Source organism: Alteromonas hispanica (genome assembly GCF_010500915.1).
In the GTDB taxonomy this organism is placed as follows: Bacteria; Pseudomonadota; Gammaproteobacteria; order Enterobacterales; family Alteromonadaceae; genus Alteromonas; species Alteromonas hispanica.
On sequence record NZ_JAAAWP010000010.1, the window covers coordinates 96372 to 112398 of the forward strand.

Below are 16027 nucleotides of genomic sequence, written 5' to 3' on the forward strand. Positions count from 1 at the left end.
TGCGTGAATATATCATTGATTCGCGAGGGCTAAGCGCGTATCTTTGCACCAACAAAATCAGCTTTTTAGTACTATGCAATCGCCATTAATTATTGCCATTTCTGGAGCTTCAGGCTCTGGAAAGTCTCTTTTTACAAAAAATTTATTTAACGGATTCAGCGCACAAGGCCGTCCTGTACAGGTTTTGCGCGAAGACCATTACTATCGCGCGCAAGATCATCTGCCCATGGAGCAGAGAGAGCAAAACAACTACGACCATCCCAATGCATTTGAACATGAGCTTCTAAAAGCTCATTTACAGGCGTTAAGAGAAGGTCAGCCCATAGACTATCCGCATTATTGTTATAAAACGCATACTCGTTTGCCTGAAACAGAGCGCCTAAACCCTGCGCCGGTTATTATACTTGAAGGCATCATGTTGTTAGCACGCACCGATTTGCTGCCGTTATACGATGTGAAAATATTTATCGATACTCCCCTCGATATTTGCCTAATGCGAAGAATGATGCGCGATTTAAAAGAGCGCGGTAGATCGATAGAGTCTGTAGCAAAACAGTACGAAGAGACTGTTAAGCCAATGTATCACCAGTTTATAGAGCCTAGCCGCTTTACTGCCGACGTAGTGGTAACGCAGGGTGGAAAAAATCAAATTGCATTAGATGTGATCAAATCACACATTCAGCAAGCGCTTCTTTAAGGGAAATAATTTATGGTAGGTTTACTGGGCGTTGCGCTCCTCATAGGTATTGCATTAGCGATGTCGTCGGCAAGGCGCAGTATTAACTGGCGCACTGTTGGTGGAGCATTTGCTATACAAGCTGCTGTTGGTGCGTTTGTCCTGTATTCTGAACCCGGTAAGCAATTTCTGTATAAAGCGACGCAGTTTGTGGCCAATATTATTGGCTACAGCCAGCAGGGAATTGACTTTCTATTTGGCCCTATTGGCAATAAATCGTTAGGATTCATATTTGCGTTCAACGTACTTCCCGTCATCGTTTTCTTTTCCGCGCTTATCGCGGTGCTTTATCATTTAAAGGTAATGGGCATCATTATTAAAGTGATCGGTGGCTTTCTTCAAAAAGCCTTGGGCACCAGCCGACCCGAATCTATGTCTTCAGCTGCCAACATTTTCGTAGGCCAAACTGAAGCGCCTTTAGTCGTGCGCCCTTTTATACCCCATATGACCAGCTCTGAACTATTCGCCATCATGGTGGGTGGTTTAGCATCAATTGCTGGTTCTGTTATGGCCGGCTACGCCGGAATGGGGGTAGAGCTTAAATACCTTTTAGCGGCCAGCTTTATGGCTGCGCCTGGCGGCTTGTTGATGGCAAAAATCATCTTGCCTGAAACAAGTAAGCCAAACGAAGATTTACATGACGTAGACGCAGACGACGCGGGCTATGCCAATGTATTTGATGCTGCCGCTAGTGGCGCAGCATCAGGCATGCAACTTGCGCTTAACGTAGGTGCAATGCTACTCGCTTTCATAGCCCTCATTGCCATGTTCAACGGTCTCATTGGCTGGAGCGCAGGTTTGTTCGGTTATGAAAACGTCACGTTTGAAGGGATCCTGGGGTTTGTTCTTCAACCACTTGCATGGGCAATCGGCGTTCCATGGGAAGAAGCACAACTTGCGGGCAGTTTTATTGGTCAAAAGATGGTAGTGAATGAATTTGTTGCCTATCTCAATTTCTTAGAAAACCAAGATCAATTGTCCGAAGCTTCTCAGGCCATTATCACCTTTGCACTATGTGGTTTTGCAAACTTCTCTTCTATCGCGATTTTGATGGGCGGAATTGGCGCTATGGCACCAACTCGCAGAAAAGAAATTGCACGACTGGGATTAAAAGCGGTTATTGCTGCAACCTTATCAAACTTAATGAGTGCCGCACTAGCGGGCTTTTTCCTCTCTCTCAGTTAAATTTTATTTAAACAGACCATTTAGTCAGTTTTTTACTAGACTAAATGGTCAGGTTTATGTAAATTACGCGCATTCTTCGCTGACGTTGATGTAAATCAATATCAGCGACTTTTTTCTGTAGCCCGTCTACCTTTATAATGCCGCAATCTAAATATACGGGAAAACATTATGCAATTAGTTGCTGTTGACTACCAAGCTGAAAACGCGCAAGAAGAATTTGTTAAATCGTTGCGTGAGACTGGGTTTGGTGTATTGAAAAATCACCCTATCAAGCAGTCTTTAGTTCAAGGTATTTATGACAATTGGCAGGATTTCTTCAACAGTGAAGAGAAGAACGATTACCTTTACAACAAGGGTAAGCAAGACGGATTTTTCCCTCAGAGCGTTTCTGAGGTAGCTAAGGGCTTCACGAAAAAAGATATCAAAGAGTATTATCACTATTACCCTTGGGGACAATGTCCTGAGTCTTTACGTCCTCAGATCTCTCAATATTATGAAGAAGCGAATACGCTTGCCACAGAATTATTGGGTTGGATAGAAGCGCACTCGCCAAGTGAAGTCAGTGATAAATATAGCCAGCCTTTAGGTAATATGATCAAAGATTCAGATCAAACCTTATTGCGTGTTCTTCATTACCCGCCTCTAAGTGGCGATGAAGAAGTGGATGCTATCCGCGCTGCTGCTCATGAAGACATTAACTTAATTACTATTTTGCCAGCAGCTAACGAGCCTGGTCTTCAGGTTCAGGCTAAAGACGGTAGCTGGTTAGATGTACCGTGTGACTTTGGTAGTTTGATTGTGAATATTGGCGACATGCTTCAAGAAGCATCCGGTCACTACTTCCCATCGACTACTCACAGGGTTGTAAATCCAGATGGTGCAGACATGACGAAGTCGCGTATTTCGCTGCCTTTGTTCTTACACCCTCGCCCAGATGTTGTTCTTTCAGAACGTCATACCGCAGGCTCATACCTGCAAGAGCGCCTTCGTGAACTAGGCGTGATTTAAGTGAAGTTCCTTTTGTAGTGTTACCTTTATGCCACGGCTCGTCCGTGGCTTTTTTTTACCTGTTTTTTAGTGCCTGTCTTACTTAGCTCCCTACTTTTTATGCCTGTCTTAATAAGTCGCTTTTTATGCATGTATCGTTAAACCCTTTTTATGCCTGTCTTAATAAGTCCCTTTTTGTGACTGTCTTACTTAGCCCTATTATGCCTGTCTCGATAAGCCTAATAAGTCGCTTTTTATGCCTGTCTCGTTAAGCCTTAAGCCCTGTCTTAATAAGTCCCTTTTTATGCCTGTCTCGTTAAGCCTTAAGCCCTGTCTTAATAAGTCCCTTTTTATGCCTGTCTCGTTAACTTGCCTGTCTTAATAAGTCGCTTTCTATGCCTGTCTTTCTAGTTATGTTTCTAAGAATAAGGCTGCTAACGCTCATTGTGTGCTAATGCAGCTAACTTTGAAGAATAATGCTGTGCGCTGTACTTATCGGGGGAAAAATTAACCGCGCCTTGCAAATAGCGCTGAGCATTGCTGATATCTCCAAGTTCGTAATAGGCCTTAGCTAACCCAAAAAGAATTTCATGATTTTTTCTATCCAATCGCACTGCCCGTTGATAATGAGCTAAGGCCTTTGCAAACTCTCCGTCTTCGAAAGACTGTTCGCCTAGAATAAAGTGATAAAACGGATTGGTTTTACGTTTTGTTTCCACACTTGCAAGCAACTGCTTCGACTCCTCATGCCTGTTCTGGTGCCGATACAAGATCGCGAGATTTTCCCAAACAGTTAAGTTCTCCGAATCTAACGAAAGCGCGTGCTGATAAACATTCTCGGCAAGTTTCAATTCGCCTTTCATTCTGTAAAGCACCCCTAAGTTTGTCCAGCTTTGCTGAAGTTGAGGTGCAACTTCGGTAGCGGCTTTAAAATACTTGTAGGCCCGAGTATAACTATTTGCAACCAGAGCGTCGGCACCTTTATTGTTGTAAAACATGGCCAATACACTTTGTTTAGATACAGGCACGCGAGGAAAGCGACTGCGAATAGCCTGAGGATCAAAGTCTACATCCGCCCAGGTACTACCTAATACAATAGACGAGGGATTATCTGATGCACTTACCCGCAAGTTCACGTGACCATTGAGCAAGCTAAAACCATCCCTCCTAGTCCAGTACTCGGGAATATCAACTTCGTATAATGTCGCTTTTAGGCCAACATGCTCGGCGAGTGCAAACGTCATTATAGATAGTGAAAGACAATTTGCCGCTCGGTTGCTAAATGTTGTATTTGCTACCGTGTTTGCATTATTGCGATATGCAATGCCATTATCAGAATAGTCGAGGATGGCACTGACAAAGCCTCGAACATCTTTGGCCTTTTTGGTAGTAACATTCGCGGTTTCATCCAGTATGGCGCGCTCTGCAAACCGCTTCGCCTCTTTTCCAAGATAGAAAACGTCTTGCTCTGTCTCAATAGTAAAGAGTTGGTGGCTTGGGAATAAATCATCTCTTAGCAAGCTTTCAGTTTTTACCGAGCTTGTAGAGGTAACGCTCTGGCATGCAGCTAGAAGCGCGCAGGCGGCGAGTAATACACGTCGAGTGAACATATCTCTTACTCCAAGAAAATACTCGATACTTTAGTATAGACCTTGAACTGCGATTATTGCTTTACATCTCATTAATTCTAGCGCTGCGTACACCAGCGGCTTTTTATGGAAGGTTGATAAAATATATTCGATCGCCTACAGCCCTTTCATTTAAAGGTTTTTCGTCTAAGAGAAGAGCGTATTACATAAAGTTAATCATCACTTTAGACAAAAGTACCGTAATCACTAGCGAAATCAGATTTGTAAACAAGTAGTAAATCTAACGTTCATAATTTTAAACTTTAAGGAAATAAATCATGCGTAAGTTTTTAAGTGCTTTAGTGATAATGGTAGTGAGTTCTTCGGTTTTTGCAGGTCATCATAAAATGGGCGACCACAAGGACATCGTAGACACTGCTGCGAGTAACCCAATGTTCTCAACGCTAGTTGCGGCTGTGAAAGCAGGCGGCCTGGTAGATACATTGAAAGGCGACGGCCCGTTTACTGTGTTTGCACCAACAGATGAGGCATTTGCTGCGCTTCCTGCAGGTACGCTAGACATGCTTTTGAAGCCAGAGAATAAAGACACCCTAGTACAAATTCTTACTTACCATGTAGTAGCGGGTAAGGTAAAAGCTGAAGATGTAGTTACTTTGTCATCTGCAACTACAGTTGAAGGTAGCGATGTATCGGTTACTGCTGCTATGGGTAAAGTAAAAATCAATAACGCAAACGTTATCAAAGCTGACGTAATGGCTGAGAACGGTGTAATTCACGTTATCGACGCTGTATTACTACCTGCTGAAGTAGCAGCTGCGTTATAAGAGTAATATCGCTTCACACATAAAAGTGATAGTTAGAACATCAAATAAAACCACCGCTTTATTCCCAAACATTAGGACATAAATGCGGTGGTTTTTTAGTTTTCGCTTTGGTTATCTAGCCCCGTTCACGCAACTCTTGCTCTAAAATACTCCCCCACGTTTCCGAATGCCGTCAATTGCCTTCACGCATAAATATTTAGTGTAAATGGCCAATGTTAAACTTATGTTGAATGCACTTTTCTGTTCAGCAGGTGTACTGTGTTACTAATACGCCAGCTAGGCGTTATAGTCTTTGAGGGTTTGGCGTGTACATAGAACAGGTGGATAACAGAACACTGTCTGATTGCAGTGTGCTTATAGTTGACGACGATGCAAGTAGTCGACTAGTGCTAGAAACACTGCTGCAAGACATTGTGGCCTGTGAGTCTGTTTCCTCTGGCAGAGATGCAATTGAATACTGCCGTTTCAAAAAACCAGACCTTATTCTGATGGACGTTTCTATGCCAGAGCTAGACGGGCATGAGACTACCGCACTCTTACGAAAAAAACCTCAATGTGAAGGCATTCCAATCATTTTCGTTACCTCTTCGTCTACAGAAGAGGAGGAGTCTAAGTGCTGGAACTCTGGGTGTGTTGATTTTGTTGTAAAGCCTGTTAACGCCTGTACCCTACAAAACCGTGTTAAATCGCATTTAAAAAATAAAATGCGCAACGATTTACTAGAAAAACTAATCTACATTGATAAGTTAACGGGCGCATACAACAGGCACTACCTTGATGACTATCTTCCGCGTTTGGTGCGAGACGGTCTGAGAAACATCACCCCTCTTTCGCTTGTCATTTTTGATATTGACCACTTCAAACTATTTAATGACATGTATGGTCACTTAGATGGCGACAGTTGTTTATGGAAGGTGAGTCAGTGTATTAGTAGCTCACTTCTGCGGCCTATGGATAAATTAGTGCGCATTGGTGGTGAAGAGTTTCTGGTTATTTTGCCGAATACAGACACGCAAGGTGCCGTCGAGGTTACCAAGCGCCTGTTAGAAACAGTGTATGATCTCAACATTAAACACGCTGCATCTGAATTTGAGCGAGTTACTTTAAGTGCCGGTCTCTCAACCAAACAAGCTGACGATGATAAAACCATCGAGTACGTGATGTTAGAAGCTGATAAACACCTTTATATGGCCAAAACATCGGGCCGTAATTGTGTGAAAGCTGAAGGGTTTACTATCACAGGAAACGAATCGCCTGTTAAGGCCACCAAACGTCGAATATTGGTATAATTGCACGCTTCCCTCCTTTAAATCTTCATTGTTTTAAGCCGATCCTTCCTCGAGCAAGCACACTTCCTATTATCCAATCTAGATTCCAGTCTAGAGTTCAGGCTAGAGTTCGGCTACAGTCTTGTTCCAGCCTCATTACCAAGCCTATAGTGCCCTAGCGCTTTGGTATGGTGTAACTGCAAAAGTGCACTTTGTTGGGTAAGTCCAAACTGTTCAATTTGAGCAAAAAACAGCTGCAGGGTAGCCATCGCATCATCAAGCGCGTTGTGCTCTGGACAACTGGGCAAATCTAACCGCTGTCGACATACACTTAACGTTGCGCTGTTATTTGGCAGTACTTGATGCTGTTTATTCAATTGGTACACCGCTAGCTTTAAAGTATCGATATACACAACATCGATAGCGGGCAGCGATAGTTCTACAAACGCCCTATTCAGCGCAGCTAAATCTAAGCTCGCATTGTGAAATACCAATACTGACGTTTCTAAAAGTGGCAAGACTTTTGAAATCGCATGTTGTAATGACACCCCCTCTTGTAAAATATCCTGAGTTAATCCGTGGATGACTGGGCTTTGCCCAAGTTCCGCTGGCGTATCGATAACATAATACTCGCAGGCGTTGAGTGGCAATTGGCATCCTTTACCCTTTGCCCAGCCGATCGATGTAATACTGGTTGTTTGCGTATCAAGGGAGGTAAGCTCTAAGTCTATCGCCAACAATTCTGTGTTATGGACATACAAATTAGATAGTTGTTTCTTAAACGACAATCCCTTTTTGCCAAATAGCCGGGTCTTTAGCCAATTCATTACCATGCTAACCCACCCCGCCGGAAAACTTCATTACCATAGCCTCATTGGCACGTTCTATGGCTTTAAAACCGGCTTTTAACTGATGCTTTTGTATTGAAGACAATGTACTTACCGACACTAGATTATCCGTAACCTTGTTTTCCAACTGGTGGCGCCAGCGAAGTCGATTCAAAAATATCCATATGTCTTTTAAATTTGCTGCGTCTTTTGAAGAAAGCTCCGACTTCTCAGATAAACTCTCAAGGCGAGTAACTGTGTTAGGTAAGGTAATTCCATCAGCCAATGCATAGATTCGAGCAATATTATTTATCAACGCGACGGCCCGTGTTTTTAAATCAATAGTGTCTTTTTGCTTGCGTCCTTTTTCATAGCTAAACTTTTGAAACATGGATAAGGGCACAGATACTTCGTTACTGGCGCGAGCAAGAGCCGCTAAGAACATTTTTTGCTGTAATAATGGAGCGCGCCTTTTTTGTAACTCTTTAAATAGGCTGGCATCGCCTGCGGCGCAGCGCACATCTAGAAATATATTAAAGTGCATTATGGCTTCTTTCGTGGGTGAATTAACCCATTGTTGTGCCTCGCTTACTGCATCATCTAACGCCAGTCGCAACTTGGGGTTGCTAGCCATAATGTTACCGTCGCAAAGTTTAATTCCACACTTTGCTAAACCTTTACATACGTAATCTGTCATTTCAGCAAAGTAAGCGGCTTGTTTTTCGTTAGGTTTTGAGGCTAAAAGTAACCCACTGTCTTGATCAGAACCTGTTGTTTGATCTTCCCTTGCCTGCGAACCATAAACTAGCCATGCGAACATCATTGGTGCTTTGCCGTTGTCCTGCTGAAAAAAGCCAATCAGTTTCCTCGTCATGACATCTGTCGCCTGCGACAAAATCTTACCCGCAATATCATAATCGCCAGCCCGTTTAGCATGAGCGGCAAAATAGTGGGGTAATTGCCAAGAAAGCCGAATAAGTTCGTAAAGGCTGTTAGCTTTCGTTAATTCACCAATAATAAAGAGGACGTTACCGCGCTGATGTCGAATAATGTCACTTGCCGTTATCATACCCATCGGTGATTGCGATAAGTGATCGATTACCGGCAAGTGGTGAATATTCTTCTCTGTCATGAGCGACATAGCATCGAACAGCGTTCTATTACTTCCAATTTGCGCAGGCGCGGCGGTCATAATATCTTTCACCGCTCTATGAGTATCAAACGCTTCTGCCACTACACGTGAGCGCAAATCTCTGTCGGTGACTATACCTATTAGTTTTTCGTTTTCAGTGACAAGCAGCGAAGACACCTTTTCTTGGGTCATGAGTTTTGCCGCTTCCACAATAGTGGTATCGCAATGTGCCGCCACCGGAGCCTTACTCACTACATCGGTTAACGATTTGTATAACCACATAGAGTTAGAGTCTGCGATTGCATGGTTTTGTAACGCATTATTGCGTAAGCCGTTAAAAAAACTACTTACTTCTACAAGGTCTAGTAAACCCGTTACGTCTCTTGCTGCGAAACTGTAAATTAAACCTGGGCTATCTACGGTGACCGAAAGCGGGTAAGTCTGGTTATCCAAAATAGCGGTATAATTGAAATAATCTCCCTCACTTAAATGTCGCGCTGCACCCTCGCCATCCTCTACTGAGAATTGTCCACTTTGAATAAGATACAGACGTGACTCTTTCGCACCAAATTGCCCGGCGTTGTCTTTTGTCACATACAATAGATCGGCATTGCGAATGAGGTCGCTGCGCTGCGCTTCGTTCAACATGTCAAATGGGGCCGATGAAGATAGAAAGTCTTCAACCTGTTTCGCTATTGCTGTCATTACAAAATCCTCACTATTCCTTTAAGGCTGCATATTCTTTTGAAAAAAGTAGCTACGACGTTGTTTCGTAAAAAAAGCAGCAACGGCGTTAGGGTCTTACTAAAACAAAAAACCAACCAACTAAATAATGCTAGAAGGCTGGCTTTCTTTTATTGTTGGTTTCCTTGCGATACTTGCCATCTGCAAGCATCGCAAGGTGTTACCTGTATTACCTATTAATACTTAGTGTGCAGAGGCTTCACCCGCTCCCTTAGGATAGCGAATACTCTCAACCAACTCTTGGATTTCTTCTGGCGCATCGTCTGTCACTTTAAAGACTAGGAATGCCACCAAGAAGTTAACCATCATACCCAATGTACCAATACCTTCAGGTGAGATACCAAACCACCAGTTTGCTGGAACATTCGCCGCTGGGTTAACAAACTTGAAGTAAATGATGTAGGCAGCGGTGAAAGCAATACCCGCAAGCATACCCGCCACAGCGCCTTTATCATTCATACGTTTACTAAAGATACCCATAATAATCGCAGGGAAGAAGCTTGATGCAGCTAAGCCGAAGGCAAAGGCGACCACCTGCGCAACAAATCCGGGCGGGTTAATACCAAAGTAACCAGCAATCACTATGGCAACCCCCGCAGCGAGTCGAGCATAGAACAGCTCCGCTTTATCGGTAATATTAGGCGCAAAGTTTCGTTTCAATAGGTCATGCGACACCGATGTAGAGATTACCAGCAATAGACCTGCCGATGTAGACAACGCAGCGGCAACACCACCGGCAGCTACTAGGGCAATTACCCACGCTGGAAGATTCGCAATTTCAGGGTTAGCAAGTACCATGATATCGCGGTCTACTTTCATCTCGTTACGCTCGTCACCAGAATAAAACATGACACCATCGCCGTTCTTATCATTAAACTCGATAAGCCCAGTTTGCTCCCAGTTTTTAATCCACGATGGTGCTTCTGCGTAACTTGTACCGGTAAGCTCAGGCCCATTAATGGTTTCAATCATGTTAACGCGAGCGAAAGCAGCCAATGCCGGAGCAGTGGTATAAACAATCGCAATAAACGCTAACGCATAACCTGCTGATTTACGAGCATCATGAACCTTAGGCACAGTAAAGAAGCGAACGATAACGTGAGGTAGACCTGCCGTACCCACCATAAGCGCAAATGTAATGAAGAATACGTCTATGGTACTTTTGGTACCTGTGGTGTACTCGTGGAAGCCTAAGTCGGTGGAGAGGTTGTCGAGTTTTTGCAGAAGATGCATGCCCGATCCATCAGCTAATGTGGCACCGAATCCGGTCTGCGGTAAGATGTGACCCGTTACCATAATTGAGATAAATACTGCTGGAACAACATACGCAAATACCATTACGCAGAACTGTGCAACCTGAGTGTATGTAATCCCTTTCATACCGCCAAGAACGGTATAGAAGAATACGATAACCATCCCAATTACAACGCCGGTAACAATATCTACTTCAAGGAAGCGGCTAAACACAACGCCTACGCCACGCATTTGGCCGGCAACATAAGTAAAGCACACGAAGATGGCGCAGAAAACTGCCACGGTTCGAGCGGTTTGCGAATAGTAGCGGTCACCAATGAAATCGGGTACAGTAAATTTACCGAATTTACGCAGGTAAGGTGCTAGGCAAAGTGCAAGCAGTACGTATCCGCCAGTCCAGCCCATTAAGTAAACAGCACCATCGTAACCCATGAAAGATATTAGACCTGCCATGGATATAAAGGATGCAGCGGACATCCAGTCGGCAGCAGTTGCCATACCGTTAAGCACGGGAGGAACGCCGCCACCTGCTACGTAAAAGTCGTTCGTTGAACCTGCTCTTGCCCAAATGGCAATTGCGATGTAAAGCGCAAATGTTGCGCCAACAATAATAAAGGTGAGTGTTTGAAGATCCATTGTTTTACTCCTCGTCTACGCCATAGCGTTTATCCATCGCGTTCATTTTGGCCATATAGACAAAAATAAGAGCAACAAATACTAAAATGGAACCTTGTTGTGCAAACCAGAAGCCCAGTTTGAAACCAAAGAATTGGATGTTGTTTAATGCGTCGGCAAATAAAATGCCCGCACCAAACGACACTGCAAACCAAATGACTAAAAGTTTGAAAAGGAGCGCTAAGTTCTCCTTCCAATATGCTTTTTTGTCATCATCATTTCTAAATGCCATTTGTCCGTCCCCACGTCAGGTTAATCGGTTGTTGTTTTTTTACATTTTCCTAACGCTCAGCTTTTGTGTGGTTGCCGCTTCAAATTTCACACTGTTAAATGCAAACCCATCATGCAGCAAAGCCAAGCTTTTAGGAGGTTGGATATCACTTTAGACCTGCGTGTTAAATTTAAAAATGAGACCATGGTCGTAGGTAGACGATGGTCTCAATAGGTATAATAGACACAGAGTTGTAAAAATAAGGTTAACGGAAGCACTATGGTTTTTGGTTGGGTTACACTGGCAGTACTTTATCTTTTCTTACTTTTCTCCCTCGCGAGTTGGGGTGAAAAAAACTCGCCTACAGCACGTGCACTAACCTCACATCCTGCGGTTTACTCTCTTGCTCTTGCTATTTACTGCACAGCATGGACATTTTTTGGCATGGTAGGACAGGCAAGTAGAGACACCTGGATTTACCTGCCTATTATGTTGGGACCAATTTTGGTGTACGTCATTGGGTATAAGTTTATTTATAAGCTTACCCTTGTGAGTAAAAAGCAGCATATAACTACCATTTCTGACTTCATTGCATCGCGCTACGGCAAACGTCAAACCGTGGCCTTACTTGTTACCATTATTGCTTTACTCGCTACTATTCCCTACATAGCACTACAATTAAAAGCCGTTGGATCAACGTTTCAACTGCTAACACAGCAGCCCAAAAACGATGTTATCATTATTGCTGCTACTGCTTTTATAGCCGTGTTTGCTATCTATTTTGGTACCCGTCAGACCGACGTCACCGAATATCGCCGCGGGCTGATGCTTGCCATCGCTTTTGAGTCATCAGTAAAACTACTGGCACTGGTATTGGTGGCGTTTGTAGGGTACAGCGCATGGAAAAACACCCAAAGCGGACCATTTTTTGAAAGTTTTTTGAACGAAGCTGCGATGTCGCAATTCAGCTCGTTTACTTTCATTGCACAAACCATTATGGCCGCCGCGGCCATTGTATGTTTGCCCAGACAATTCCACGTAGCAATTATTGATAATCTTAGCTTGTCTCACTTGCGCACAGCGCGTTGGCTGTTTCCGCTTTATCTGATCATCATTTCTGCGGTTATTCCTGTTATCGCTATTGCAGGGAAAGCTATTTTTGCGGGTACCAGTGTAGAGCCAGACTCTTATGTACTCTCTTTAGCCATGTTCTCAGAGTCTGCGCTACTGCAAGTTATCGTATTTGTAGGAGGGCTTTCTGCAGCTACCGCCATGATCATCGTGGCCACGCTTACACTAAGTACTATGCTCACCAATGACGTTATTTTACCTCGCATACTCGCATTTACCGAAGACTCAGGTAGAAAGCGGGATATTTCTCGCCGAATAAAATTAATACGTCGCATTGTGATTGCCTCTATTCTGCTGATGGCTTTTTTGTACCACCAGCAAATGACGAGCAGTCGTTCGCTGCACTCTATTGGTCTTATTGCATTTTCATTGGTTATTCAATTGCTACCCGCCATCGTAGGCGGGCTTTACTGGAAGCGCGCTCACGCTCATGGGGTTTATGCTGGTCTGATGGTAGGGCTTATCATTTGGGTACTATGGCTAGTTCTGCCAATTGTCAGCGAGCAAGTCTCGCGTTTAGAACAAAACGAACTTATCAGCCAAGGCGCCATGATAAGCCTTGCTGCCAATTCCCTTATGTACATACTGTTTTCGTGGTTTGCACCACAGCGCCTTATCGATCGCATTCAAGCAGAAGCCTTTGTATCGCCTACTATGTCTGCTAACAATACGGTGAAATCTCAGGCTACCAACGTAAAAGTGGCAGATTTAACCACCTTACTCTCTACTTTTATGGGAGCGGGCAGATGTATACAGCTCGTTGAGCAATATCAGCAGTTAAATCACTGCGAACTTAACGAACAAGACACGCCGAACGAGAACTTCTTGTCGTTTTGCGAGCGTGCGCTAGGGGGGGTTATCGGCGCATCAAGTGCAAAGGTTTTACTCGATAGTGCGCTGCGCGGCAAAAAGATGGACTTCACTGAAATTATCAACTTCTTTGATGACACCACTCAGGCCATGCAATTTAACATGACGGCCCTTTTAACCTCGCTTGAAAATATGGATCAAGGGATCAGCGTTGTCGATAAGCATTTAAACTTAGTGGCATGGAACAAACGCTACTCTAATCTGTACCCCTACCCCGATGATTTACTTGCCGTTGGCGTTCCTATTGAAAGGCTTATTCGCTATAACGCCTCACAGGGAGAGTTTGGCACTTTTGACGTTGAATCCGAGGTGGAAAAGCGTCTAGAACACTTGCGTTCGGGCATGCCTCATCGCTTTACGCGCCAGCGTAAGGACGGGCGGGTAATAGAGATGGTGGGCAACCCTCTGCCTGGCGGTGGCTTTGTAACTAGCTTTAACGATATCACCGGGCACGTAGAAATTCAGCAGGCGCTAGAAGAGTCTAATATTGACCTTGAAGCGAGAATAAAAAAGCGCACAGAAGAAGTGCATTCAATTAATGCTGAACTTCGCCTTGAAATCGAAAAACGTTCGGGGGCCGAAAAAGAGCTGATAAGAGCCCGCAAAGCAGCAGAAGATGCCAACGCCAGTAAAACTCGTTTCCTTGCTCTTGCCAGCCACGATGTTTTACAACCTCTTAATGCCGCTAAGCTATACGTTAGCGCATTGGAAGAGCAAGACTTATCTGAGCAAACTCATGCCATTATCAAAAAGCTAAGTCACAGCGTCTCGTCTAGCGAGGCTTTGATAGGTACGTTGCTAGACATAGCACGGTTAGATCAGGGCGAAATGAAACCCGACATCGAGTCTGTTGATGTGAGCGCCCTGCTTACTCCCCTGGTAGATGAAATGGCGATGCGGGCTAAAGACAAAGGTTTAGAGCTAAAAGCCATTATTAGACCTTGTTGGGTGCGGGCTGACAAAACATACTTGTACAGAATACTGCAAAACTTGTTGTCAAATGCGGTGAAATACACCGAAAAAGGAAGAGTTTTATTTGTGGTCAAATCGGTTAACGACACTGTATATTTTAAGATTTTAGATACAGGCATCGGTATTTCTAGCGACAAACTAGACACCATATTTGGCGACTTTTTCCGCGCCAATGAAAGTAAGGAACACGGTTTAGGCCTGGGCCTTGGTGTGGTAAGACGCTTGAGTTTACAGCTCGACACCAAAATACAGGTGCGTTCACACTTAGGTAAGGGCAGTAGCTTTATGTTCTCGCTCAATAAAGCTGCCCCTAAAGCCACCTCAGCTATTAGTAATAAACCAAAAAATACAACCTTTAGCGGTATGCAGGTGCTGTGTGTGGACGATCAACGTGAAAATTTAGACGCACTTAGCACCTTGCTTGAGAAATGGGGCGTTAAGGTTTATCTGGCTAATAATTGGGATGATGCGTTGTCTCTTGCCGAGTCAGTTAAGCCTCAAATATTACTAATGGATTACCAGCTAAGCCATGAAGATGACAAAAACGGGCTTGCTCTTATTGATACTATTAGAACCAAATTAAACGTTGTTGTACCCGCCGCTCTGATTACCGCAACGCCTGATGAAAGTCTTGTGGTGCAATGCAAAGAGCAGGGAGTAAACTTTTTAGCGAAGCCGCTGAAGCCGGCAAAATTAAGAGCGTTATTGCAAAGCATGACGCGCTACATTCGCGAGGCAAAAAACGTAGATGCAAATGAAGGCAGTAGCGATTAGAACTGCATAGAGATACTGATTAAATAGACGAATACAAGTGCTGTCTACTACCGCTCCTCATTTGATTGGGCCTGCTCTGCGGCCTGGCCTGCAGCATGATTACTGGCATTGCTAGCGGCATGGGTAGCTGGGCGTGTTTTTTCCTTAGCGGTCGAATTAGTCTCTGTCGAATTAGCCTCAGTCGAATTAGCCTCTAACATGGCATTCGTTTTGGCAACCACTTTACCTATGCTGTCCCATTTTACTTTGGGGTTTAACATAACAGGCCGAGTGAGAATGAGGTTGTTAGGATACATAATGGTTTCACGTTCAAGCGTAACCAGGCGAGTACTGAATGGCCCGATGTCGGCAATAAACCCCTCAACAAAATTATCACCATCGATAATGCGTAAGTAATTGCCTCGTCTGTAAGATACATTCGTAAGCAATATAAAGTAGGCTGTTATATTGCTGATTAACGACCAACTGGCAAACAGCGCTACCCCTGTAACCGTTATAATAGATGTGGATAAGACAAGAAGGCCTGAAAAGTCTATTCCCCAAGCAAGCAATAGCAAACAAAGAGACACTGTTGCCGCTATTACTTTAGCAGCAAATAGTCCTTTCAATGCACTGTGAGACTTAAGCTTCGATTTCGCAATGTCGTTTTCAATTTTCGGCAGCAGCTTTTTTGACATAACCAAATAAACGAGCAGTACCAAAACGCTAAACACGATATTAGATTGATATTGCGTTGCCCATTGCAGAAAATTGTCCCACCATTGAATCATCACTCCAGTGTACTCCACATGTATTCCTTCGTAGCGCTTAGCGCTCTCATTGTTGCTATATGCTCACATTAGCACGAA

The 16027-nt window shown here is 44.0% G+C and carries 12 protein-coding genes; 6 read left to right on the forward strand and 6 right to left on the reverse strand.

Going from position 1 to position 16027, the window contains the following annotated elements; translation table 11 throughout:
• The first annotated feature begins 73 nt into the window (after positions 1–73).
• The 3 genes from udk (at position 74) to GTW09_RS14690 (ending at position 2929) form a co-directional block, all read left to right on the forward strand.
• Positions 74–697 (forward strand): uridine kinase, encoded by a 624-nt coding sequence (gene udk / locus GTW09_RS14680; protein ID WP_032095511.1) that lies wholly within the window; start codon positions 74–76, stop codon positions 695–697.
• Between the two features lie 12 nt (positions 698–709).
• On the forward strand, positions 710–1921 hold the full coding sequence (locus GTW09_RS14685) for a NupC/NupG family nucleoside CNT transporter (protein WP_071980655.1): 1212 nt from the start codon (positions 710–712) through the stop codon (positions 1919–1921).
• A 168-nt stretch (positions 1922–2089) separates the two neighbouring features.
• Positions 2090–2929, forward strand: coding sequence for an isopenicillin N synthase family dioxygenase (locus tag GTW09_RS14690; RefSeq protein WP_100972968.1), 840 nt, complete (start codon positions 2090–2092; stop codon positions 2927–2929).
• A 413-nt stretch (positions 2930–3342) separates the two neighbouring features.
• Here GTW09_RS14690 and GTW09_RS14695 read toward each other — a convergent pair whose 3' ends face one another.
• Positions 3343–4518: a tetratricopeptide repeat protein gene (locus GTW09_RS14695; protein ID WP_163112498.1), complete on the reverse strand. Its 1176-nt coding sequence runs from the start codon at positions 4516–4518 to the stop codon at positions 3343–3345.
• A gap of 296 nt (positions 4519–4814) precedes the next feature.
• Between GTW09_RS14695 and GTW09_RS14700 the strand changes: the two genes are divergently transcribed.
• Together GTW09_RS14700 and GTW09_RS14705 are read left to right on the forward strand one after the other, a co-directional pair.
• Positions 4815–5321 carry a fasciclin domain-containing protein gene (locus GTW09_RS14700; protein ID WP_163112499.1) on the forward strand — a complete coding sequence of 169 codons (507 nt, stop codon included), beginning with the start codon at positions 4815–4817 and terminating at the stop codon, positions 5319–5321.
• A 305-nt stretch (positions 5322–5626) separates the two neighbouring features.
• On the forward strand, positions 5627–6610 hold the full coding sequence (locus GTW09_RS14705; RefSeq protein WP_163112500.1) for a diguanylate cyclase: 984 nt from the start codon (positions 5627–5629) through the stop codon (positions 6608–6610).
• Positions 6611–6723: 113 nt separating this feature from the next.
• Here the strand turns inward: GTW09_RS14705 and GTW09_RS14710 are convergent, their stop codons facing one another.
• From GTW09_RS14710 to GTW09_RS14725, 4 genes are all read right to left on the reverse strand, one after another.
• Positions 6724–7422: a 3'-5' exonuclease gene (locus tag GTW09_RS14710; protein ID WP_163112501.1), complete on the reverse strand. Its 699-nt coding sequence runs from the start codon at positions 7420–7422 to the stop codon at positions 6724–6726.
• Position 7423: 1 nt separating this feature from the next.
• Positions 7424–9253 (reverse strand): putative nucleotidyltransferase substrate binding domain-containing protein, encoded by a 1830-nt coding sequence (locus tag GTW09_RS14715; RefSeq protein WP_163112502.1) that lies wholly within the window; start codon positions 9251–9253, stop codon positions 7424–7426.
• Between the two features lie 222 nt (positions 9254–9475).
• A complete protein-coding gene (locus GTW09_RS14720) occupies positions 9476–11182 on the reverse strand; it encodes a sodium:solute symporter family protein (RefSeq protein ID WP_163112503.1) in 1707 nt (568 codons plus the stop codon).
• A 4-nt stretch (positions 11183–11186) separates the two neighbouring features.
• The gene (locus GTW09_RS14725; protein ID WP_071980663.1) at positions 11187–11453 is read right to left on the reverse strand and encodes a DUF4212 domain-containing protein; all 267 of its coding nucleotides are present in this window, start codon (positions 11451–11453) and stop codon (positions 11187–11189) included.
• A 258-nt stretch (positions 11454–11711) separates the two neighbouring features.
• On the opposite strand from GTW09_RS14725, the gene GTW09_RS14730 reads away from it, so the two are divergent.
• Entirely contained in the window at positions 11712–15179 is a 3468-nt protein-coding gene (locus GTW09_RS14730) for a PAS domain-containing hybrid sensor histidine kinase/response regulator (protein WP_163112504.1), read from the forward strand.
• Between the two features lie 47 nt (positions 15180–15226).
• Here GTW09_RS14730 and GTW09_RS14735 read toward each other — a convergent pair whose 3' ends face one another.
• The gene (locus tag GTW09_RS14735) at positions 15227–15967 is read right to left on the reverse strand and encodes a mechanosensitive ion channel domain-containing protein (RefSeq protein WP_338024968.1); all 741 of its coding nucleotides are present in this window, start codon (positions 15965–15967) and stop codon (positions 15227–15229) included.
• Between the last annotated feature and the right edge of the window lie 60 nt (positions 15968–16027).